We start from the raw sequence: 19,546 nt of genomic DNA, 5'->3' as shown, positions 1-19,546 counted from the left end.
CCGCACGGGCCGGGGCGGGAGCCGGCCACGTCTACCGCGGGAGTGACAGGGACATCAAGGCCGCGCTGCGGTCGCAGCGCATCGAGACGCCGCCCTGGGCGTCGCCCACCGTGGCCCTGCACATCCCGTGGGACAAGGTGGACGACTACGCCGACGACGACCTGATGGTCGGCGCCGCCGACCCGTTCCAGCTCTTCCGCATCATGTACGAGGTCATCAGGCAAGATCCCGGGCCAGATCCGGCCGCCTACGCCGGGTCCGGCTACTTCGAGAAGATCGCCGCCGAGCGCGTCGGCGGTCAGCAGGCCGGCTGGGGCGCGTAGCGGGTCAGGCCGATCGGTTGGGCGCGTCGGATGAGCCATGACCCCGGCCTGCGGCGATGGGGCCATGTCACCGGCTCATAGAATCGGACCACGCCTCGGAATGGGAGTCTCATGGTCACGTCCGATCGACGACGACGAGTGACGATCGCCGACGTGGCGAACCACGCCCAGGTCTCCGTCACGGCCGTGTCCAAGGTGATCCGCAACGCCTACGGCGTCAGCCCGGCCATGAAGAACAAGGTCAAGACGGCCATCGAGGAGCTCGGCTACCGGCCGCAGGCCGTGGCCCGGGGCATGCGTGGGCGCACCTTCACGATCGGCCTGGTGCTGCCGCACATCCGCAACCCGTTCTTCGCCGACATCCTGGACGGCCTGACCGCCTACCTGGAGACCACCGACTACCAGGCGTTCATGATCCAGGGCGGCGCCACCCGCAAGGTCGAGCAGCGGGCGGTGGACGCCCTGCTGTCCCGCCAGGTGGACGGCATCATCATGGTCGCCCCCCTGGCCTCGAAGGCGCGGCTGGAGGAGGTGGCGAAGGAGAAGCCGGTCGTGGTGCTCGCCCGCCACGAACGCTCGCCCCACTACGACTCGGTCTTCGACGACGACGAGGCGGGCGCCGAACTCGTCGTCAAGCACCTCATCGAGCTGGGCCATCGCCGGATCGCGCACATCACGCACCAGGACGACAGCATCGCCAGGTCAGCCGATCTGCTGCACACCATCCGGTCGGCGACCTACGAGCGGGTCATGCGCGAGCACGGGCTGGAGGGCGAGATCGCCGTCGCGACCAGTTTCTACAACGAGCAGGGCGGTTACGACGGCGCCCGCGAGCTGCTGAGCCGGACACCGCGTCCGACGGCGATCTTCGCCGGCGCCGACCAGGCGGCGCTCGGCGCCCTGGCCGCCGTGCACGAGGCCGGCCTGTCCGTCCCGGCGGACGTGTCGGTCGCCGGCTACGACAACACGCACCTGGCCGCGCTGCCCAACATCGCGTTGACCAGCATCGACCAGGACGGCGCCGAGATGGGGCGGGCCGCGGGCAAGCTGCTGCTGGAACGCGTGGAAGGCCGGATGACGCCGGTGCGCTTCACCGTCACCCCGAGCCTCGTCATCCGGGCCTCCACGGCCGCGCCGCCTGCTTCGTAGCGTCGGACACGCGCTTTTCCAGCCGACGACCGCGGCGTGAGGCCGTGGTCCGGTCGACGCATGCCCCGAGCGACCCGTCCCTGGCGAGAACCGTTACGCATCAAGCGGCTCTGCTAGCGATTCCATCTGCGCAAATCATGGGTACCGTTACACAAAAGGTCTCTTGACACGCTCTCTTGTGACGCCTACGTTAACCGCATCAGGGGATGGCTTAAAACGATTCAATAACCCTGGAGGGGTATGTTGAAGACCTCCCACCGCACGCTTGCCTCGGCCCTGGCCGTGCTCGCGGCAGCGGCTTTGACCTCCTGCGGATCCGGCTCGGAGACCAGCGCCGGCGGCACCGTGACCTTGACCTTCATGACCGGCAGCGACCAGTCGACCGTGGACACCTCCAAGGCGCTGGCGAACGCCTTCATGAAGGCCAACCCCACGATCAAGATCGAGATGGAACACCAGCCGGGCGGCAGCGAGGGCGACAACGTCGTCAAGACCCGCCTGTCGACGGGCGAGATGACGGATGTGTTCTGGTACAACTCCGGCTCGCTGCTGCAGGCGCTCAATCCGGCGCAGACCCTGGTCGACCTCACCGGAGATCCGGTGCTGGCCAACGTGCAGCCCGAGTACCTGCCGGTGGTGACGAACGAGAGCAAGGTGTACGGCGTCCCGGCCACCACCCTCACGGGCGGCGGCATCCTCTACAACCGCAAGGTCTACGAGCAGCTGAAGCTGGAGGTGCCGAAGACCTGGGCCGAGTTCATGGCCAACAACGACAAGATCAAGGCGGCCGGGATCACGCCGGTGATCGGGACGTTCAAGGACACCTGGACCTCGCAGCTGTTCGTGCTCGCCGACTTTCACAACGTGCAGGCCGCGGTGCCGACCTTCGCGCAGGACTACACCGCGGGCAAGGCCAAGTACGCCACCACGCCGGCCGCGCAGGGCGGCTTCCAGCACCTGGCCGACGTGCATGCCAAGGACTACCTGCAGAAGGGCTTCGGCTCGGCCACCCTGGACCAGGGCCTGAAGATGCTGGTGGAGGGCAAGGGCGCGCACTACCCGATGCTGAGCGGGTTGCTGCCGCCGCTGCTGGCCACCTACCCGCAGACGGCGACCGACGTGGGCCTGTTCGGCGTCCCCGGCAACGACGCGGCCAAGAACGGCGCCACCGTGTGGGAGCCGCCGGCCATCTACATCGCCAGGACCACCGAGAAGCTGGATGCGGCCAAGAAGTTCCTGGCCTTCGTCGCCTCGCCGGCCGGCACCGAGGCGGTGACCGCGGCGGTGCAGCCGGCCGGGCCGTACCGGATCAAGGGCTCCAAGCTGCCCGAGGACGCCCTGCAGGTGGCCAAGGACCTTCAGGGCTACATCGACAAGGGCGCGACCACGCCCGCGCTGGAGTTCCTGTCGCCGATCAAGGGCCCGTCGCTGGAGCAGATCACGGTCGCGGTCGGCTCCGGCCTGACCTCGGCCGCCGAAGGCGCCGCCCAGTACGACAAGGACGTGGAGAAGCAGGCCAAGCAGCTGGGGCTGGCCGGGTGGTGACGCAGCAGCACGCCGGGCCCCGCGCGGGGTCCGGCGCGCCGCCCGGCCACCGGCACGCACGATCCTCCGCCAGGCGCAGGTCGGCCTACCCGTACGCGCTGTACGCGCCGGCCGCCCTGGTGTACGTGGTGATCTTCCTGGTGCCGACCGCGATGGCGTTCTACTTCGCGCTCACCCGCTGGACGCTGTTCGACAGCGAGTTCGTCGGCCTGCAGAACTTCCGCGACTTCCTGGCCGAGCAGAACCTGCGCATCGGCTTCCAGAACACCATCTTTTACGCCGTGCTCACCAGCGGCCTGAAGGTCGTGCTCGGGCTGCTGCTCGGCGTGCTGCTCACCTCGAAGCTGCGGCTGCGCGGCTTCCTGCGCTCGGTGGTGTTCTTTCCGGTGCTGGTCTCCACGGTGGCGGTCGGCATCACCTTCAGCGCGCTGCTGCGGCCCGACACCGGCCTGGTCAACAAGGCCCTCGCCCTGGTCGGCGTCTCCGGGCCCGACTGGCTCGGCGACGCCGGCACCGCGCTGCTGTCGGTGGCGCTGGTGGACGTGTGGAAGGGCGTCGGCCTGGCCACCGTCATCTACATCGCCGGCATCATGTCCATCCCGACCGAGTTCTACCAGGCCGTCGCCGTGGACGGCGGCAGCGCCTGGCACCGCTTCCGGCACATCACGCTGCCGCTGTCCTGGCCGGCCACGTACTCGGTGATCATCCTGTCGTTCATCGGCGGGCTGCGCTCGTTCGACCTGATCTGGACGATGACCCGCGGCGGGCCCGGCTTCACCAGCGACACCATCGCCTCGATCATCTACAAGCAGTACCAGGCCGGCTTCTTCGGCCTGTCCACCGCCGGGAACGTGCTGCTGTTCGTCGTCGTCACCGCCCTCGTCCTCCCCCTCAACTACTTCCTCGGCAAGAGGCAGGTCGCCGCATGAGAACCTTCAGAAGGCTCGGAGCAGAGACGATCACGCTGGTCCTGGCCACCGTGATCTTCCTGGTGCCGTTTTCGTTCATGCTGCTGACCGCCGTCAAGGACCGGGCGCAATCGGCCGACCTCGACTTCGCCTGGCCGACGAGCTGGCCGATCGTGCGGAACTTCGTCGAAGTGGTCGAGGCCCGCGACTACGTGCTGCTGCGCGCCTTCGTCAACAGCACGATCCTCACCGTCGCCTCGGTCGCGCTCATCGTCGTCTTCTCGGCGATGGCCGCGTTCGTGCTGCAACGCCGGGCCGGCAAGATCGGGTCGCTGGCCAACTTCCTGGTGCTGTCCGGGCTGATCATCCCGCCCGCGATCGTGCCCACGATCTGGCTGCTGCAGGCGATCGGCCTGTTCAAGACGCTGCCCGGCCTCATCCTCGTCGAGGTCGCCTACGGGCTGTCGTACGCGGTGCTGCTGTTCCGCGCGTTCATCGCCGCCATCCCGCGCGAACTGGACGAGGCCGCCCAGATCGACGGCTGCAGCGGCCTGCGGCTGTTCTTCCGCGTCATCTTCCCGCTGCTGCGGCCCGTCACCATCACCGTCATCCTGACCACCTCGGTGGCCGTCTTCAACGACTTCGTCAACCCGCTCTACTTCACCCCCGGCGACGACAACGCGACCGTCCAGGTCACCCTCTACAACTTCCAGAGCCAGTACAGCACCCAGTGGAACCTGCTGTTCATGGACATCGTGCTCATCACCGTGCCGCCGCTGCTGCTGTTCGTCTTCTTCAACCGCAAGATCGTCGCCGGGATGACCGCCGGCGCCATCAAGGGATGACATGACCTTCCTGCACGCCGAGCCCGTCACCTTCGAACACCACCGCGAGCCCGTCGGGATCGGCGAGAGCGCCCCGCGCCTGTCCTGGATCACCCGGACGGCGTACGAGCTCGAACTCGACGACGGCACCGCCACCGGCCTCGTCGAGTCGGGGGAGTCGGTGCTCGTCGCCTGGCCCTTCCCGCCGCTTGCCTCCCGTGCGCGGCGCGGCGTCCGCGTCCGGGTGCACGGTCATGACGGCCCGACCAGTGACTGGAGCGACTGGCCGTACGTGGAGACCGGACTGCTCGACCCTGCCGACTGGCAGGCGGCGGCGGCAGCGCCGGCGCGCGACCTGCTCGGCGACCCCGACGACCCGGCCCTGCTGGTCGCGCCGTCGGGCCCGCCCGTCCGCCGCGCCGAGATCCTGCGTCCGGTCGGCGTCCTGTCCGGGCCGGACTGGGAGACCATTCTCGACTTCGACCAGAACCTCGCCGGACGGCTGCGCATCCGCGTGCAGGGCCCGGCCGGCCAGGTGATCTCGATGCGGCACGCCGAGGTCCTGGACGGCGGCGCCCTGGCGCTCCGGCGGCTGCGCCACGCCGCGGCGCACGACCGCTACATCCTGCGCGGCGACACCGGACCCGAGACCTACGAGCCGCGCTTCACGGTCCACGGGTTCCGCTACGCACAGCTCGACGGCCGGCCGGGCGACAGCCTCTCTCAGGGATCGACGGGAAGCCGCCGGGCGGCGACGCCGGCCCAGCCGAGGCTGAGCGCGGTGACGAACAGGACGCCGCCGGCGCCGAGCCCGGCCGCGACGAGGCCCGCCGCGCCGGGGATGACGAGCTGGCCGGTACGGTTGCCCACCAGCCGGAGCGACATGGCCCGGCCACGCATGCCCGCGGGGGCGGACTCGGCCAGCCACGACATGGTCAGCGGCTGCCCGACGCCGAGGCCGAAGCCCACGGCCAGCAGCAGCACGGCCAGCAGCCACACGGGCATGGGCACCGGGGTGAGCAGCATGGCGACGGCCGCGCCCAGCGTGCTGACGACCAGCAGCCTGCGCCGTCCCACCACGCGGGCCAGGCGGCCGAGGAAGAAACGCGAGGTCATCGACGCCAGCCCGCGCAACGTGAGCAGCAGCCCCACGGCGCCCGCGGACAGGCCGAGCTCGGTGCCCAGCGCGGGCAGGTAGGCCAGGGTGATGTCGACCGCGGCCAGCACCACGCAGCTCGTCACCAGGGCGTGCGCGAGTCCGGGCAGGCGCAGCAGCGACCGCAGATCGCCGCCCTCCGCCTCGGCGCGGCCGGTCCGGTGGCTCGGGAGCAGCGCCGACAGCGCGAGGAGCAGCACGGCCAGGCCGCAGGAGGCGGCGAAGATCCGGCCGGTGTCGGGGATGGCGCCGGCGCCGCCGAACGCGGCGATCAGCAGTGGTCCCGCGGCCTGGCCGAGGGAGGCGGCGAAGGTGTAGTGCCCGAAGGCGGTGTCGTGGCGGCCGTGTCGCGTGGTGTTGGCGACCAGGGCCTGCTGGGCGATGACGCTGCCGAGGTGGCCGGTGCCGAGCAGGATCCCGGCCGCGACCAGGCCGGGCACGGTGTGGCCGAGCGTGGCGAAGGCGAGGGCCGAGGCGGCCAGCAGCACCGCCCCGGCGACGGCGATGCGGCGCTCGCCGTAGCGGTCGGCGGCGTGCCCGGCGGGCAGGGCCAGCAGCAGCGGCGCGAGCGCGAAGCTGGCGCCGAGCACCCCGAGCCAGGCCGGCGGCACCTCCAGCTCGATCGCGCGGTAGGACATGGTCGGACGCAGCACGAACGTGATGACCTGGGTGCCGGCGGAGTGGGCCAGCAGGACGGCGTGCCGATGCCAGAGGTCAGGCATCGGCATCGGCGGCGGCATCGCCCTCGGTGGCGGGCCTCGTCTCGGCATGGTGCTTGCGCAGCCGCCAGGCGGCCTGGGCGCCGAGGCTGGTGGCGATGTGCTCGTGCATGACGGCGGCGGCGGACTCGCCGTCGCCGGCGATGACGTACTCCAGGAGAGCCTCGTGCTCGGCGGCCTTGCGGTCGCGGGCGGCCTGGTCGCGCTCGACCTCCAGCGCCAGGCGGCGGTAGCGGTCGGCCTTGTCCCACAGCCCGTCGAGCGTCTGGATGAGCAGGTCGTTGTGCGAGGCGTTGTAGAGGGCGGTGTGGAACTTGCGGTGGGCGACGAGCTGCTCGTACGCGGGATTGCCGGGCAAAGGGGTCAACCCCTCGTGGGCGGCGCGCATGGCGGCGATGTCGGCCTTGGTGCGGCGTTCCGCGGCCAGCGCGACGGCGAGCGGGTCGAGGCTGCGGCGCAGCTCCAGCAGGTCGCGGGCCTCCTCGGCGGCCAGGGGCGCCACGCGCGCGTCGCGGTGGGCGTCCAGCTCGACCAGGCCCTCGCTCTTCAGGCGGCGCAGCGCCTCGCGCAGGGGTGTGGTGCTGATGCCGATGTCGCGGGCCAGCTGGACCTGCGCGATGACGGAGCCGGGGGGCAGGGTCCCGGACAGGATCAGCTCCTTGACGCGGAGGTAGGCGAAGTCCGCCTTGGTGGTGTAGAGCTCGGCCGCTGATTCGCTCATCGCTGTCCTGTCTCGTCCTCCCGATGACGGTTATAACCTACACCTCCCGCTCGGCTTCCTCACGAGAACCCTGTGCGAAACTGCCCTGCCTGATGCGGCCATAAGGCATCGACGATGGCTCTGCGCGTTACCTTACGGAAGCGGGGTGGTTGGCGTCATAGGTTATAACCGAGCAAAGTGTGCGGCATCGCAGGCGGCGGCATGCGGCGACGGTGGCGAGGCGGCGAAGAAGTACCCCTGGGTGGCCAGGGCGACGGCCTGGAGCGCCGCATAGCGGTGGCTGAGGCATCGACCTACTATGCAAGCGCATAGTATCCTCTTCACTTGAACAAGTTACTATGCAGGTGGATAGGAGGTCCGGGCAATGACGACATCAGGACCCGACACTGAGGACCTGACCGCTCGCGCGCGCATCAGAGACGCGGCCTTGCGACATTTCGGGGAGCATGGCTTCGACAGGGCGACAACCCGGGCGATCGCCGAGACCGCGGGCGTCTCCCCAGGACTGCTGCGCCATCACTTCGGGTCCAAGCAGGCGCTGCGCGAGGCGTGCGACGCCCACCTGGTCAAGCTGATCAGCAGGATCAACGAGCAGGCCGGCGCCGGCATGGCCGCCGGCGGTGGCGTGAACGGCGTGAACTACGTCGCGGCCTCCATGGCGGCCCTCGGGCCCTACCAGCGATACCTGGCGCGCGCCCTGACCGAGGGATGGGCCGAGCCGGTGTTCGACGCGATGGTCCAGATGAGCGAGCAGTGGCTCGCGGGGCTCGACGAGCGCCGCTCCGATCCCCCCTTCGCCGACCGCAAGGCCAGGGCGACGGTGGGCACGGCGATGGCCCTGGCCGTCGGAATCCTCCATGAGCACGTGTCCCGAGGGCTGGGTGCCGACGTGTCCAGCGAGGAGGGCGCCCACCTGCTGGCCCTGACCCTGCTCGACCTCTACTCCCACCCGTGGCTCAGCCCGGAAGAGGCCGCCGCCTACCGCGACGCCCTGGACAAGGCCCGGACAGGAGCATCCCGATGAGTGACGCGATCTCCGTCACAGGCTTGGTCAAGACGTTCGGCTCCACCCGCGCACTGGACGGCCTCGATCTCGCCGTGGGCCGCGGCGAGGTGCACGGTTTCCTGGGGCCGAACGGCGCGGGCAAGAGCACCACGATCCGGATCCTGCTCGGCGTGCTTCGCGCCGACGCGGGCACCGCCCGGCTGCTCGGCGGCGATCCGTGGGCCGGCGCGACGGAGCTGCACCGCAGGCTGGCTTACGTACCCGGGGATGTCGTGCTGTGGCCCCAGTTGTCCGGCGGCGAGGTGATCGACCTGCTCGGACGGCTGCGCGGCGGGCTCGACGAGCGGCGCCGCGCCGCGCTGCTGGAGCGCTTCGACCTGGACCCTCGCAAGAAGTGCCGCGCCTACTCGAAGGGCAACCGGCAGAAGGTCGCCCTGATCGCCGCGCTGGCCTCCGACGCCGAGCTGCTCATCCTCGACGAGCCCACCTCCGGCCTGGACCCCCTGATGGAGGAGGTCTTCCGGGAGAGCATCCGGGAGGAGCAGCGCCGCGGGGACCGTACCGTGCTGCTGTCCAGCCACCTCCTGGCCGAGGTCGAGGCACTGTGCGACCGGGTGACCATCGTCAAGGACGGCCGTACGGTCGAAAGCGGTTCGCTGGCCGGCCTGCGTCATCTCACCCGCACCTCCATCGAGGCCGACCTGGCAGCGCCGGCGGAGGGGCTGGCCGGCCTGCACGGGGTGCACGACCTGCGTACCGAGGGCAGCCGGGTGTGGTTCGACGTCGACACCCCCGACCTGGACGTCGTGCTGCGGCACCTCACCGACACCGGCGTACGCGCCCTCGTCAGCCGGCCTCCCACCCTGGAGGAGCTGTTCCTGCGGCACTACGGAGCGACATCATGAATACCTTCGCCGGCACCGGTCACCTGGTCCGCCTGGCGCTGCGCCGCGAACGGGCCATCGCCCCCTGGTGGATCCTGCTGATCGTGAGCATGAGCCTGGTGATGGTGGCCTACATCAACCGCTACATGGCCACCCAGGAGCTGAAGCTCACCTACCTCGGCATCATCGCCAGGACGCCCTTCCTCCACGCGATCGGCGGCGGCCGGGTGGAACCCCGGCTCGAGGTGCTCGCGACCTGGCGCAGCGGCGGCTTCCTGTACGTGGCCGGCGCGTTCGCCGCGCTGATGTCGGTCATCCGGCACACCCGCAGGGAGGAGGACGCGGGCAGGATCGAGCTGGTCCGCGCCGCCGTCGTGAGCCGTCGCGCCCCGCTGACCGCCGCCGTGCTCGTGGCGGCGGGCATCAGCCTGCTCGCCGGGGCGCTGACCGCGGCCGCGCTGATCGCGATCGGGCTCCCGCCGATCGGATCGATCGCGTACGGAGCCGCCATCGCGCTCGCGGGCTGGCTGTTCGGCGGCATCGCCGCGGTCGCCGCCCAGCTCGCCGCCGGCGCCCGCACGGCCACCACGATCGCTCTGTCGGTGCTCGGCCTCGCCTACGTGATGCGCTTCTCCGGGGACGTCACGGGACAGCCCTGGCTGAAATACCTGTCGCCGATCGGCTGGAGTCACCTCGTGCAGCCGTACCAAGGCGAGCGGTGGTGGCTGGCCGGTGTCATGTTCGTGATCGGCGCGGCGCTGTACGCGCTCGCGGGCCGGCTGCTCGACCGCCGCGACCTCGGCGCCGGCGTGCTGACCGAGCGGCCGGGCCCGGCCACGGCCCCGCGGCTGCGCGGCCCGGTCAGCCTGGCCTGGCGGCTGCACCGCGGCCTGCTCCTGAAGTGGGCGGTGGGGGTCGGGGTCTTCGCGGCGGCCGCGGGCGCGCTGTCCCCGTTGACGAACGATCTGCTCACGCGGCCGAGCGTCATGCTGGACACCATCACCACGATGATCGGCATGCGATCGCCGTCACTCGCCGCGTACGTCTGGTACCTGATCATGATCATGGCGTACGCCGTCGCGCTCTACCCGGTGCTCATGGTCATCCGGCTCCGGACGGAGGAGGTCTCGGGCCGCGGTGAGGCGGTGCTGGCCACCCCCCTGACCCGGCTGCGCTGGGCGGGCGGGCACCTGCTCGTCACCGGGCTCGGCACGGCCGCGCTGATGGCCGTCGCCGGTCTGGTCTTCGGCACGGTGTTCTCGCTGCTCGTCGGCGACCTCGCCACCGATCTGCCCCGCTTCGTCGCAGGAGCGCTGACCACCGTGCCCGCGGCGTGGAGCGTGGGGGCGGTCTGCCTGCTCGCGTACGGGCTGGCACCGCGGGCCGGCGTGGCGATCTCCTGGCTGGCCTGGGTCCTGACCTCCGCACTGGGGCAGATCATCACCCCCTTCTACGGGTTCTTCGGCGGTTTCCCAGTGGAGCCGTTCCACTACGTGGCGAACGCGATGACCGGGGCGCCGTACGACGCCCGCCCGGCCCTCGCGCTCACCGCGGTCACCGCCCTCCTCCTCGCCGGCGGCCTGCTGTCCCTGCGCCGCCGCGACTTCGGCTGACGGGTGAACCGGCGTCAGCGCTCGGGCAGGATGCGCATCGTACGCAGCGGCGAGGCGAGCGCGATGCCGGTGCCCGCCAGCATCAGGCAGGACGTGAGGACCAGGGCGGCCCGCAGGCCGAGCGCCTCACCGGCCACGCCGCCGAGCACCGCGCCGAGCGACTGGCCGCCGTAGGCCAGGAACCGCCAGATGGCGTTGGCGCGGGAGAGCAGTTCCGGGGGGATCAGGGCCTGGCGGAAGGTCTGCTGGTTGACGCCGTACAGGGAGGGGCCGCCGCCCCGCAGGACCTGCGAGAGAACCAGGACCGTCAGCATCACGGCGAAGGGGCCGGCCGCGGCGGCCAGCACCAGGCCGGCGGCGGAGGCGAGGAACATGCCCATGATGAACGTCGGGCCAGGGCCCATGCGGTGGGTGACGCGGGTGGCCACCAGGGCGCCCGCGACGCCGGCCACGCCGGCGAGCGCGACGAGGACACCGATCAGGCCGGCCGGCAGGCCGAGGTCGCGTACGAGGTAGAGCACGAGCACGACGGCCTGGGCCTGACCGGCGAACGCGCCGACGGTGGCGGCCAGGACGACCGTGCGGATGACGCGGTGGGCGAAGACCGCGCGCAGGCCCTCGGCGATGTCGGCCCGCAGCCGCACGGGACCGCGTTCGCCGCTGACGCGCGGCCGGCCCTCCGCCCGGATGCGGGCCTTGACCAGGGCGGAAATCAGGAACGAGGCCGCGTCGACGGCGATGGCGATCGGCGCGGTGAGCGCCGACACCAGCAGGCCGCCCACGGCCGAGCCGGTGGTGTTCACGGTGGCGTTGCTCAGCATGAGCGTGCTGTTGGCGGCGAGCAGCCGCTCGCGCGGGACCAGTTGCGGGGTGAACGACTGGGCCGCGACCGACTCGAAGAGTGCGGCGATCCCGGCCGACGTCACCACCGCGTACAGGTGCCAGATCCGCAACTGCCCCAGGGCGGCCAGGACGGGCAGCGCGCCGAGCAGCAGCGCCCGGACCGCGTCGGCGATGACGATCGTACGGCGGTAGGGGACGCGGTCCACCCACACGCCGGCCGGCAGGCCCAGAACCAGGTGCGGTAACAGGCCGAGCGCGCCGAGCAGCCCCATCTCGGTGGCCGAGGCGTCCAGGTGGAGCACCGCGGTCAGGGGCAGCGCCACGGTGGTGACGCTCGACCCGAGCAGCGAGACGGAGTTACCGGTGAACAGCCTGCGGAAGTCAGGGTGGTGGGCCAGCACCGTCCAGAGGGGTTCCGGCGGTGGCTCCTCGGCGTCGCGCGCCTCGTCCTTTCCACGGATCATGCGGCACGCTAACCGGGGCGAGCAACTCGGGCAAACCTGCGGTCAGCGCGGCTGATCAGGGCATGTCCGCTGGAAATCCTCTGCCGGTACGTAGCGCTGCCATTCCGCAGGCGTGAAGGATCGGCCGGCGATGTCGCAGAGCGCGGCGACGAGATTTGTCCAGCCGCTGCTGATCGCCGGCCGTGCCGGCCCGCCGTCGCGCGGCCTCCACCGGCGACCTGGAAGGGCTGCGTTACTCCCCGGCCGGGAGGGTCGCCCGCGGTGGCTCCGTGAGCAGTGCGGCCGCCCAGAGGAACACCTTGGGATCGCCGAGGCCCGAGTCGGTGAGCCATCGGGCAGCCGTGCGCGCGTCCTGCTCGTCCTGGATCAGCCCACCGGGGCCCGGCCGGATGCCGGTGGCCTGGTGAACGTCGGTGACGAGGCCCCCGAGGCAGGTCCAGGTGTGCCAGCCTGCGACGTCGAAGCCGACCAGTTCGAAACCCAGTAGCCGCTCGCCGGCCCCGGGGAACTCCTCACGCCGGACCAGCCGGTCCGGGAGACTGCCGTCCCAGCCGTCGCGGGCCATGTCGTCCTGCAGCCCCGGAACGTCATCGGCGGCGAATCCGACCCCGAGCACGTGCAACCCTGGGTTGCCGGCCTGGCTACGGGCGATCTCGGCCTCCTGGGAACTGGCGAACCAGTGGTCCCGGCCGGCGGGATCGACTGGCACGAGGTCCACCATGCAGTCGCTCAGCGACAGCAGATGCGGACCGCTCAGTCCGGCCTCCTGCCAATCTGGGATATAGCCGCGGATAGCGACCCGATAGCCGGCGAGGACGTAACGCAGTTGCATGGCACTACTGTTCCGTATCCCGTCAACCTCACCGGTTGTAGAGCCTGCGGGCCCACAGGTATCCGCCCAGCGCGATGGCCGCGCTCCACAGTGCCGCCGCCGCGAAGCTGGATCCCGCGGGCTGCCCGGCCAGGAGCGCGCGCAGGGTTTCGATGACCGGTGTGAACGGCTGGTGTTCGGCGAACCAGCGCAGCGGGCCCGGCATCGACTCCGGCGGGACCACGCCGCTGCCCAGGAACGGCAGCAGCATCAGCGGCATCGGCAGGTTGCTGGCCGTGGCCACGTTCTTGGTGACCATGCCCAGCGCGGCCGACAGCCAGGTGATGGCGAAGGTGAACATCGCCAGCACGCCGATCACCCCGAGCCAGTCCAGCGCGGAGGCGGCGGGGCGGAAGCCGATCAGCAGGGCCGTCAGCGTCACCGCGGTGATCGCGATGAAGTTCTGGACCAGCGCGCCGAGCACGTGCCCGGTGAGGACGGAGACGCGGGCGATGGCCATGGTCTTGAACCTGGCGACGATGCCCTCGGTCATGTCCAGGGCCACCGAGATCGCCGTCCCCTGCGCGGCGCTCGCGATTGTCATGATCATGATGCCGGGGGTGATGTACGCGGCGTAGGCGGCGCGGTCGCCGCCGATCCCGGTGCCCATGATGCCGCCGAGGACGTAGACGAACAGCAGCAGGAGCACCACCGGGACCCCCGCGTAGGTGAGGATCAGCGTGGGGTAGCGCCAGATGTGCTTGACCTGGCGCCGCAGCATCGTCGCCGAGTCGGTGATCGCTCTCATCAGGAGGGCTCCTTGGTCGTGGGCTCCTGGGTCAGGGTGAGGAAGACGTCGTCCAGGTCGGGGGTGCGCACCGACAGCTCGGCCACGTCGATGGCCTGCGTGTCCAGCCACTCCAGGAGCTTCCTCAGCGTCCTGACTCCGCCGGAGTCGGGGATCTGCACGGTGAGCGCCGCGTCGTCGCTGGAGGTGGCGCCGACGTGGCCGGCCGCCTTCCGGTACCCGTCGGGGTCGGCGAAGCGCACGACGATGTGGCCACCGGGGACCATGCGCTTGAGCTCCTCAGGGGTGCCCTCGGCCACCATCCGGCCCTGGCTGAGCAGCGCGATGCGGTCGGCGAGCTCGTCGGCCTCCTCCAGGTATTGGGTGGTCAGGAAGATGGTCACGCCGTCCTGCTGGACGAGGTCCCTGACGATCTGCCACATGGTGCGGCGGCTGCGCGGGTCCAGGCCCGTGGTCGGTTCGTCGAGGAAGATGAGCCTGGGCGTGCCGACCATGGTCATGGCGAGGTCGAGGCGGCGGCGCATGCCGCCCGAGTAGGTGACCGCGGGCCTGCGCGCGGCGTCGGTGAGGTCGAAGCGATCCAGCAGTTCGCGGACGCGCCTGCGGCCCTCGGCGCGGCCGAGGTGGAGCAGGTCGGCCATGAGCCGCAGGTTCTCCTCGCCGGTGAGAAAGCCGTCGACCGCGGAGAACTGGCCGGTGACGCCGATCGCGGCGCGTACCTCGTCGGGTTCTGCGGCCAGGTCGTGCCCGGCGACCCAGATCTCGCCCGCGTCGGCCTTGATCAGGGTGGACAGGATCTGCACGGTGGTGGTCTTGCCCGCGCCGTTGGGGCCGAGCAGCGAGAAGACCGTGCCCTGCGGGATGGTGAGGTCGATGCCGTCCAGGACGCGGTGGTCGCCGTAGGACTTACGCAGTCCCGTCACCGAGACGAAGGGCCGCATCACGTTCACACCTCCGATTCCAGGTGAGGGGGAGGGACCGGTTGGTCGCGACAGTACGCGTTCATCACGAATTGAAAGCTACGTTGCTTTCAGAAATTCTGTCAATTAATCACTACACATAAGCGCAGATCAAAGCGCATAAATTGATGCGTTGACACTGAAGCTGAATGCAATGAAACATTGCATTGTGTGAGGCCGAACGCAATAGTGATGTCATGCCAGAAGGAAGGTTGACCCTGCAGGACCGCCGGCGGATCGCGACCGGTCTCGCCGAAGGCCGCTCCTACGCCGAGATCGCCAGGCGACTGGACCGGCCGACCTCGACGATCAGCCGTGAGATCGGCCGCAACGGCGGCCCCGGCGACTACCGCCCCGAGCGGGCGCACCAGGCGGCAGCGCGGCGGGCGCGCCGCGGCGCCCCCGCACGTTCGCCCGAGGCCGGAGCCCGGGACCGCAAGGTCTTCGAGGTGGAGGACGAAGCCGTCGAGATGGCGGTCGGGATGGGCCTGCCAAGGATGATGGCGCGCGTGCTCATCGGCCTGTGGCTGAGCGAGGACGGCAGGCTCACCGCGGCCGAGCTGTCGCGCGGGCTGAACGTCAGCCCCGCCTCGATCTCCACGGCAGTGGGCTACCTGACCCAGCAGGGGCTGATCAGGCGCGAACGTGACCCGCAGCGGCGTCGCGACATCTACGTGGTCGACGACGACGCCTGGTACCACTCGACGGTGATCGGCTCGCGGCAGACGCTCGCGGCGGCGGAGATCGCGAAGGCGGCGGGGCAGACGCTCGGGCTCGACACGCCCGTGGGACGCCGCCTGGCCAGGGGCGGCGCGTTCCTGGAACGGATCAGCCTGGACGGTCTGGCATCGGCCGAACGCTGGCGCGACCTCTTGCCGTGATGTGTCCCGGCCGGTCGGTACGGTCGCTCGGCTGACGCCGCCGGTTCTCGCGGTCAGGACAAGGAGGCGGGCAGTGCGAAGGATGGGAAGTGGTCGCGACCGAGGAACGAGACGATGCCGCAGATGCGCGCGTCGCGGAACGCGAGCACGGTGATCGACCAGGCGGTGTGCGGTTCGATGACGTCGCCGCCGATGTAGAACGCCACGGCGGGCTGGCCGTTGGCGCTGGTCGGGAGGGTGCGCCAGCTCGGGCAACTCGCCATGGGGACTCGCTTCGCGAAGTCGGTGACGGCCGCCAGCCCCTCGTACCAGGTCGGCAGAGGCGGCATGGTCCAGGTGACGTCCTCGGTCAGCAGGGGTACGAGGGCGTCGATGTCGCCGCGTTCCAGCGCCGCCGCGAACGCGGCCACGAGCTTCTGCACCTTGACGTCGCCGATCTTTCGCAGTGCCTGCTGCTGGCTCGATGAGGGGATCTTCTCCGCCACGAGTCTGCGGGCTCGTGCCAGGGCCGAGTTCACCGACGTGGTCGAGGTGCTCATCATGGTGGCGATCTCGGCGGCGGAGAACCCGAGAACGTCGAACAGCAGCAGCGCGGCCCGCTGGTTGCCCGGCAGGTGCTGCAGGGCGGCGACGAAGGCGAGTTCGACGGACTCACGCTGCTCGTACCGCGCCTCAGGGACGGCCCGGCCGTCGGCGAGGCCCTGATCGGGGTAAGGGCCCAGCCAGGCGACGTCGGTCAGCGGGGCCGCGTCAAGCACGGCTCGTTCGCTGGATGAGCCGAGATCGGCGGGCAACGCCCGCTTGGCGCGGCCGTCAGCCAGGTCCAGGCAGGTGCGGGTGGCCACGGTGTAGAGCCACGAACGCAACGAGCTGCGGCCCTCGAACCGCGCGAGCCCTCGCCACGCACGCAGCAGGGCGTCCTGCAGGGCATCGTCGGCGTCGTGACTCGAGCCCAGCATGCGGTAGCAGTGGGCGTGCAACTCCTGGCGTAGCGGTCCCACCAGGCGGGCGAAGGCGGCATCGTCCCCCGCGCGAGCCCGGGCCAGGTCAGCCTGGAGCCCAGAATTTTCCCCCATGCGCGACGATTGTGCCCTACCGCGGCAGCCCTACCAGGTGATGGGTCACATCGGCCCTGGTTGGGGTGGTTCGACGTCTCCACTCCCGACGCTCCGCGAGCGCGACGCTTTGACGTCGAGGCACCGACGCTGCATTGCCTGGCCTCAACCCCTTGCGCAATGGTCAAGAATCCTTGACCATTGTCCGCGTGCCTAACGAAGATCTCCCGGAGACGTTTCGCGTCACCACTGACGAGCAGCTACGCGCCGTCTCCAATCTCACGCGCCACCGGATCATGGCCATCCTCCGGTTCGAACCGGCGACGATCACGCAGATCGCCCAGCGGATGGGCCTCGCCAAGGGGAGTTCCAGCTATCACGTACGGCTGCTCGAGCGGGCCGGCCTCGTGAAGGTGGTGGAGACGCGGAAAGTGAGAGGGGTCACCGAGCGGTACTACGCGATGGCCGCGCGGTCGATCGAGCTGCCGGATCCAGGGCCGGGGCAGCCGGACGTGCTGCTGCGGAACGCGGTGGCGGACCTGGAGGAGTCGCCGGCGGATGGTGAGCGGCACGTACGCATGGCACATCTGCGACTCACCGAGGAGCAGTTCGCGGAACTGGCGGCGCGCCTGGAGGCGCTGAAGGACGAGTACCGGGCGCTGTCCGATCCATCGCTTCCGGACGTGTCGCTGGTCTTCGCGCTGTTCCGGCCGGCTCCGCGCCGGCAGGTCGAGGAGGACGCCGAATGACGACGAATCCAGCGAAGCTGCCGGCCGGCTTCGGGCGGCTGTGGACCGCGCAGACGGTGTCCTCGCTCGGTGACGGCGTGATGCATGCCGCGCTGCCGCTGCTGGCGGTGACGTTGACCCGGGATCCGATGGCGCTGGCCGTCGTCACGGCCGCCGGGACACTGCCCTGGCTGCTGTTCGGAGTGCTCGGCGGTGCGCTGGTGGACCGCTGGGACCGCCGCCGCACGATGTGGGTCACGGACGCCGCGCGTGCGGTGCTGCTCGCCGTACCCGCCGCGGCGGCCGCGCTCGACGTGCTGAGCATCCCGCTGCTGGCGGCCTCCGCGTTCCTGCTCGCCCTCGGCGGGCTGTTCTTCGACACGGCCGCCACGGCGTACCTGCCGGATCTGCTCCGCCGCGACCCCGCGCTCCTGCAGCGCGCCAACGCCCGCCTGCGCGGCGCCCAGACGGCGGCGTCCGGCTTCGCCGGGCCACCCGCGGGCAGTGCGCTGCTCGCGCTCGGACGTTCGGTTCCGCTGCTAGCCGACGCGGTGTCGTTCGCGCTGTCCGCACTGCTCGTCCGGTCGCTGCCCGCCGTGCCGCGCCCGGCCGCGAGCGCCCGCGAGTCGCTGCTGCGGCAGGCGCGGGCCGGGGCCTCCTACGTCTTCAAGGACCGGCTGCTGCTCGGGCTCGCGCTCCGTCCGGCGGTCGGGAACGTCGCCTTCGTCGCCGTGGAGACCATCCTGGCCCTGTTCGCCCACGAACGTCTCGGCGTCGGCGCCTTCGGCTTCGGGCTGCTCCTCACGGCCGAGGCCGCCGGCGGCCTGCTGGGCGCGGGCATCGCCGCCTTCCTCGGCCGGCGCCTGGGCACCGGCACCGCGCTGACCTGTACCGCCACGATCGAGGGCCTCGCCATCCTGGGGCTCGCCTCCGCCCCGAACGCGTACGCGGCCGGGCTCGCGCTCGCCGTCTGCGGGGCGGGCATGGGCGCCACGATGGTGCTCGGCCCCTCCCTCCGGCAGGCCATCGTCCCGGCCCACCTGATGGGCCGCGTCGCCTCCACCTCCCGCATGCTCGCCATGTGCGCCGCGCCCTTCGGCGCCTTCCTCGGCGGCTGGCTGGCCACCACCTACGACCTGCGCACCCCGCTCTACGCCGCCGCCGGCCTCCTGCTCGCCATGACCGTGGTCACCGCGACCATGACCGGCAACCACCGCGTCGAGGCCGCACTGCGCAACGCGCGCCCGCCGGCCGGCCCGGACCCCGCCGAAGAGGTCGCTGTGCAGGCCATACCCAGGTGACCCGTCGCTCCCCGGACACCCTCGGCCGGCCGGACGACGTCGCCCCCATCGTCCGAGTACGCGGGCGCCCCGCTCAGCGAGGGCGGAGCGATGGGACGAGTGCGGCGATGGCGTCGAGGATGCGGTCGAGTCCGTGCCGGAAGCGTTCCTCGGGGGCGAGGTGGGCGGTGCGGGAGTCGAGGACCGATCGGTTGAACAGGGGGAAGGCGCCGGATTCGACGACCTGGCGGACGTACGGTCCCATGTAGTCCCGTTTCCAGCGCTCGGGGTCCAGGCCGGTGCGGCGGGCCTCCTCCAGCCAGCCGAGCTCGCGGCGGATCGCGCTGTGCACGTAGTCGTCCAGCATGCCGACGAAACCGGTGACGTCGTCGATGTCGAGCCCGGTCCCGTCGAAGGCGCCGAGTGCGAACTCGTGCACGCGCAGCAGGTGGGGGCCCAGCGTGGGCCGGCTGGTGAGCAGCGCGATCAGCCAGGGGTGGCGCAGGCCGGTGGCGCGGACCTGCCGGGCCAGCAGCGTCAGGTCGCCGCGCCAGTCACCGGACGGGCCGTCGGGGAGCTCGATCTCGCTCATGGCCAGGTCGATCATGAGGTCGAAGAGGTCGTCGCGCCGGGGTACGTAGCGGTAGAGCGACATGGCGCCGGTGCCCAGCTCGCCTGCGATCCGCCGCATGGTCGCGGCCTCGACGCCTTCGGCGTCGGCGATCCGGACGGCCGCCCGGGTGATCTGCTCGCGGCTGTAGCCGGGGCGCCGTCCCGGGCCGGAGCGCTCGTGCGTCTCCGGCTGCATCCAGATGCTGGTGGCTGCCTCGTCGGCCATGCACGTCCCTTCCCCTCCATTTGCGTACATG

The 19,546-nt window shown here is 70.9% G+C and carries 20 protein-coding genes and 1 pseudogene; 12 read left to right on the top strand and 9 right to left on the bottom strand.

Translation table 11 applies throughout. From position 1 onward, the window contains the following. The first annotated feature begins 110 nt into the window (after positions 1-110). Together SMD20_RS46125 and SMD20_RS46120 are read left to right on the top strand one after the other, a co-directional pair. A complete protein-coding gene (locus tag SMD20_RS46125; RefSeq protein WP_329594785.1) occupies positions 111-323 on the top strand; it encodes a hypothetical protein in 213 nt (70 codons plus the stop codon). A gap of 111 nt (positions 324-434) precedes the next feature. Then, positions 435-1,472 carry a LacI family DNA-binding transcriptional regulator gene (locus SMD20_RS46120; protein WP_329593936.1) on the top strand — a complete coding sequence of 346 codons (1,038 nt, stop codon included), beginning with the start codon at positions 435-437 and terminating at the stop codon, positions 1,470-1,472. Positions 1,473-1,693: 221 nt separating this feature from the next. Here the strand turns inward: SMD20_RS46120 and SMD20_RS46115 are convergent, their stop codons facing one another. Then, positions 1,694-1,834 carry a hypothetical protein gene (locus SMD20_RS46115; RefSeq protein WP_329593934.1) on the bottom strand — a complete coding sequence of 47 codons (141 nt, stop codon included), beginning with the start codon at positions 1,832-1,834 and terminating at the stop codon, positions 1,694-1,696. Between SMD20_RS46115 and SMD20_RS46110 the strand changes: the two genes are divergently transcribed. The 4 genes and pseudogenes from SMD20_RS46110 to SMD20_RS48565 all read left to right on the top strand — a co-directional run. Further along, a complete protein-coding gene (locus SMD20_RS46110) occupies positions 1,833-3,017 on the top strand; it encodes an ABC transporter substrate-binding protein (protein WP_329593933.1) in 1,185 nt (394 codons plus the stop codon). The genes SMD20_RS46115 and SMD20_RS46110 overlap by 2 nt on opposite strands. Further along, positions 3,014-3,946: a carbohydrate ABC transporter permease gene (locus SMD20_RS46105; RefSeq protein WP_329593932.1), complete on the top strand. Its 933-nt coding sequence runs from the start codon at positions 3,014-3,016 to the stop codon at positions 3,944-3,946. The genes SMD20_RS46110 and SMD20_RS46105 overlap by 4 nt, the downstream gene beginning before the upstream one ends. After that, a complete protein-coding gene (locus SMD20_RS46100) occupies positions 3,943-4,770 on the top strand; it encodes a carbohydrate ABC transporter permease (RefSeq protein ID WP_329593930.1) in 828 nt (275 codons plus the stop codon). The genes SMD20_RS46105 and SMD20_RS46100 overlap by 4 nt, the downstream gene beginning before the upstream one ends. A 1-nt stretch (position 4,771) precedes the next feature. Next, positions 4,772-5,404: pseudogene (locus SMD20_RS48565) on the top strand (family 78 glycoside hydrolase catalytic domain); the annotation flags it as partial. A gap of 68 nt (positions 5,405-5,472) precedes the next feature. Here SMD20_RS48565 and SMD20_RS46090 read toward each other — a convergent pair. Together SMD20_RS46090 and SMD20_RS46085 are read right to left on the bottom strand one after the other, a co-directional pair. Further along, positions 5,473-6,633 carry an MFS transporter gene (locus SMD20_RS46090; RefSeq protein WP_329593926.1) on the bottom strand — a complete coding sequence of 387 codons (1,161 nt, stop codon included), beginning with the start codon at positions 6,631-6,633 and terminating at the stop codon, positions 5,473-5,475. After that, positions 6,620-7,345, bottom strand: a complete 726-nt coding sequence (locus tag SMD20_RS46085) for a GntR family transcriptional regulator (RefSeq protein WP_329593925.1) — start codon at positions 7,343-7,345, stop codon at positions 6,620-6,622. The genes SMD20_RS46090 and SMD20_RS46085 overlap by 14 nt, the downstream gene beginning before the upstream one ends. 427 nt (positions 7,346-7,772) lie before the next feature. Between SMD20_RS46085 and SMD20_RS46080 the strand changes: the two genes are divergently transcribed. Genes SMD20_RS46080 through SMD20_RS46070 form a run of 3 tightly spaced genes read left to right on the top strand, consistent with a single transcriptional unit; the run spans position 7,773 to position 10,848 of the window. Then, a complete protein-coding gene (locus tag SMD20_RS46080; protein ID WP_442942644.1) occupies positions 7,773-8,369 on the top strand; it encodes a TetR/AcrR family transcriptional regulator in 597 nt (198 codons plus the stop codon). Further along, a complete protein-coding gene (locus tag SMD20_RS46075) occupies positions 8,366-9,256 on the top strand; it encodes an ABC transporter ATP-binding protein (RefSeq protein WP_329593922.1) in 891 nt (296 codons plus the stop codon). Before SMD20_RS46080 ends, SMD20_RS46075 begins: the two co-directional genes overlap by 4 nt. Next, the gene (locus SMD20_RS46070; protein WP_329593920.1) at positions 9,253-10,848 is read left to right on the top strand and encodes an ABC transporter permease; all 1,596 of its coding nucleotides are present in this window, start codon (positions 9,253-9,255) and stop codon (positions 10,846-10,848) included. Before SMD20_RS46075 ends, SMD20_RS46070 begins: the two co-directional genes overlap by 4 nt. A gap of 14 nt (positions 10,849-10,862) precedes the next feature. Here the strand turns inward: SMD20_RS46070 and SMD20_RS46065 are convergent, their stop codons facing one another. From SMD20_RS46065 to SMD20_RS46050, 4 genes are all read right to left on the bottom strand, one after another. Then, complete coding sequence (locus SMD20_RS46065; RefSeq protein WP_329593918.1) at positions 10,863-12,155, bottom strand: MFS transporter; 1,293 nt, start codon at positions 12,153-12,155, stop codon at positions 10,863-10,865. A gap of 232 nt (positions 12,156-12,387) precedes the next feature. Continuing rightward, positions 12,388-12,987, bottom strand: coding sequence for a hypothetical protein (locus tag SMD20_RS46060; protein WP_329593916.1), 600 nt, complete (start codon positions 12,985-12,987; stop codon positions 12,388-12,390). Positions 12,988-13,015: 28 nt separating this feature from the next. Continuing rightward, on the bottom strand, positions 13,016-13,774 hold the full coding sequence (locus tag SMD20_RS46055) for an ABC transporter permease (protein WP_329593914.1): 759 nt from the start codon (positions 13,772-13,774) through the stop codon (positions 13,016-13,018). Next, entirely contained in the window at positions 13,774-14,715 is a 942-nt protein-coding gene (locus SMD20_RS46050; protein ID WP_329594763.1) for an ATP-binding cassette domain-containing protein, read from the bottom strand. The genes SMD20_RS46055 and SMD20_RS46050 overlap by 1 nt, the downstream gene beginning before the upstream one ends. 230 nt (positions 14,716-14,945) lie before the next feature. Here SMD20_RS46050 and SMD20_RS46045 point away from each other — a divergent pair, with 230 nt between their 5' ends. Next, positions 14,946-15,614, top strand: a complete 669-nt coding sequence (locus SMD20_RS46045) for a helix-turn-helix domain-containing protein (protein WP_329593912.1) — start codon at positions 14,946-14,948, stop codon at positions 15,612-15,614. Between the two features lie 53 nt (positions 15,615-15,667). On the opposite strand, the gene SMD20_RS46040 is transcribed toward SMD20_RS46045, so the two are convergent. After that, positions 15,668-16,690, bottom strand: a complete 1,023-nt coding sequence (locus tag SMD20_RS46040; RefSeq protein ID WP_329593910.1) for a sigma-70 family RNA polymerase sigma factor — start codon at positions 16,688-16,690, stop codon at positions 15,668-15,670. Positions 16,691-16,878: 188 nt separating this feature from the next. Here SMD20_RS46040 and SMD20_RS46035 point away from each other — a divergent pair, with 188 nt between their 5' ends. Both SMD20_RS46035 and SMD20_RS46030 read left to right on the top strand, forming a co-directional pair. After that, positions 16,879-17,418 (top strand): helix-turn-helix domain-containing protein, encoded by a 540-nt coding sequence (locus SMD20_RS46035; RefSeq protein ID WP_329593908.1) that lies wholly within the window; start codon positions 16,879-16,881, stop codon positions 17,416-17,418. After that, positions 17,415-18,698 carry an MFS transporter gene (locus SMD20_RS46030; protein ID WP_329593905.1) on the top strand — a complete coding sequence of 428 codons (1,284 nt, stop codon included), beginning with the start codon at positions 17,415-17,417 and terminating at the stop codon, positions 18,696-18,698. Before SMD20_RS46035 ends, SMD20_RS46030 begins: the two co-directional genes overlap by 4 nt. A gap of 73 nt (positions 18,699-18,771) precedes the next feature. On the opposite strand, the gene SMD20_RS46025 is transcribed toward SMD20_RS46030, so the two are convergent. After that, a complete protein-coding gene (locus SMD20_RS46025; protein WP_329593903.1) occupies positions 18,772-19,515 on the bottom strand; it encodes a TetR/AcrR family transcriptional regulator in 744 nt (247 codons plus the stop codon). Between the last annotated feature and the right edge of the window lie 31 nt (positions 19,516-19,546).

It is taken from the genome of Nonomuraea sp. LP-02 (assembly GCF_036289125.1).
Lineage (GTDB): Bacteria > Actinomycetota > Actinomycetes > Streptosporangiales > Streptosporangiaceae > Nonomuraea > Nonomuraea bangladeshensis.
This window is presented reverse-complemented; position numbering and strand designations above follow the sequence as displayed.

Coding starts and splice junctions, on each gene's coding strand:
- SMD20_RS46040 (WP_329593910.1), bottom strand. CDS start 16,690: ATGGGGGAAAATTCTGGGCTCCAGGCTGACCTGGCCCGGGCTCGCGCG.
- SMD20_RS46110 (WP_329593933.1), top strand. CDS start 1,833: ATGACCGGCAGCGACCAGTCGACCGTGGACACCTCCAAGGCGCTGGCG.
- SMD20_RS46070 (WP_329593920.1), top strand. CDS start 9,253: ATGAATACCTTCGCCGGCACCGGTCACCTGGTCCGCCTGGCGCTGCGC.
- SMD20_RS46030 (WP_329593905.1), top strand. CDS start 17,415: ATGACGACGAATCCAGCGAAGCTGCCGGCCGGCTTCGGGCGGCTGTGG.
- SMD20_RS46060 (WP_329593916.1), bottom strand. CDS start 12,987: ATGCAACTGCGTTACGTCCTCGCCGGCTATCGGGTCGCTATCCGCGGC.
- SMD20_RS46115 (WP_329593934.1), bottom strand. CDS start 1,834: ATGAAGGTCAAGGTCACGGTGCCGCCGGCGCTGGTCTCCGAGCCGGAT.
- SMD20_RS46050 (WP_329594763.1), bottom strand. CDS start 14,715: ATGCGGCCCTTCGTCTCGGTGACGGGACTGCGTAAGTCCTACGGCGAC.
- SMD20_RS46075 (WP_329593922.1), top strand. CDS start 8,366: ATGAGTGACGCGATCTCCGTCACAGGCTTGGTCAAGACGTTCGGCTCC.
- SMD20_RS46100 (WP_329593930.1), top strand. CDS start 3,943: ATGAGAACCTTCAGAAGGCTCGGAGCAGAGACGATCACGCTGGTCCTG.
- SMD20_RS46120 (WP_329593936.1), top strand. CDS start 435: ATGGTCACGTCCGATCGACGACGACGAGTGACGATCGCCGACGTGGCG.
- SMD20_RS46085 (WP_329593925.1), bottom strand. CDS start 7,345: ATGAGCGAATCAGCGGCCGAGCTCTACACCACCAAGGCGGACTTCGCC.
- SMD20_RS46055 (WP_329593914.1), bottom strand. CDS start 13,774: ATGAGAGCGATCACCGACTCGGCGACGATGCTGCGGCGCCAGGTCAAG.
- SMD20_RS46065 (WP_329593918.1), bottom strand. CDS start 12,155: ATGATCCGTGGAAAGGACGAGGCGCGCGACGCCGAGGAGCCACCGCCG.
- SMD20_RS46090 (WP_329593926.1), bottom strand. CDS start 6,633: ATGCCGATGCCTGACCTCTGGCATCGGCACGCCGTCCTGCTGGCCCAC.
- SMD20_RS46025 (WP_329593903.1), bottom strand. CDS start 19,515: ATGGCCGACGAGGCAGCCACCAGCATCTGGATGCAGCCGGAGACGCAC.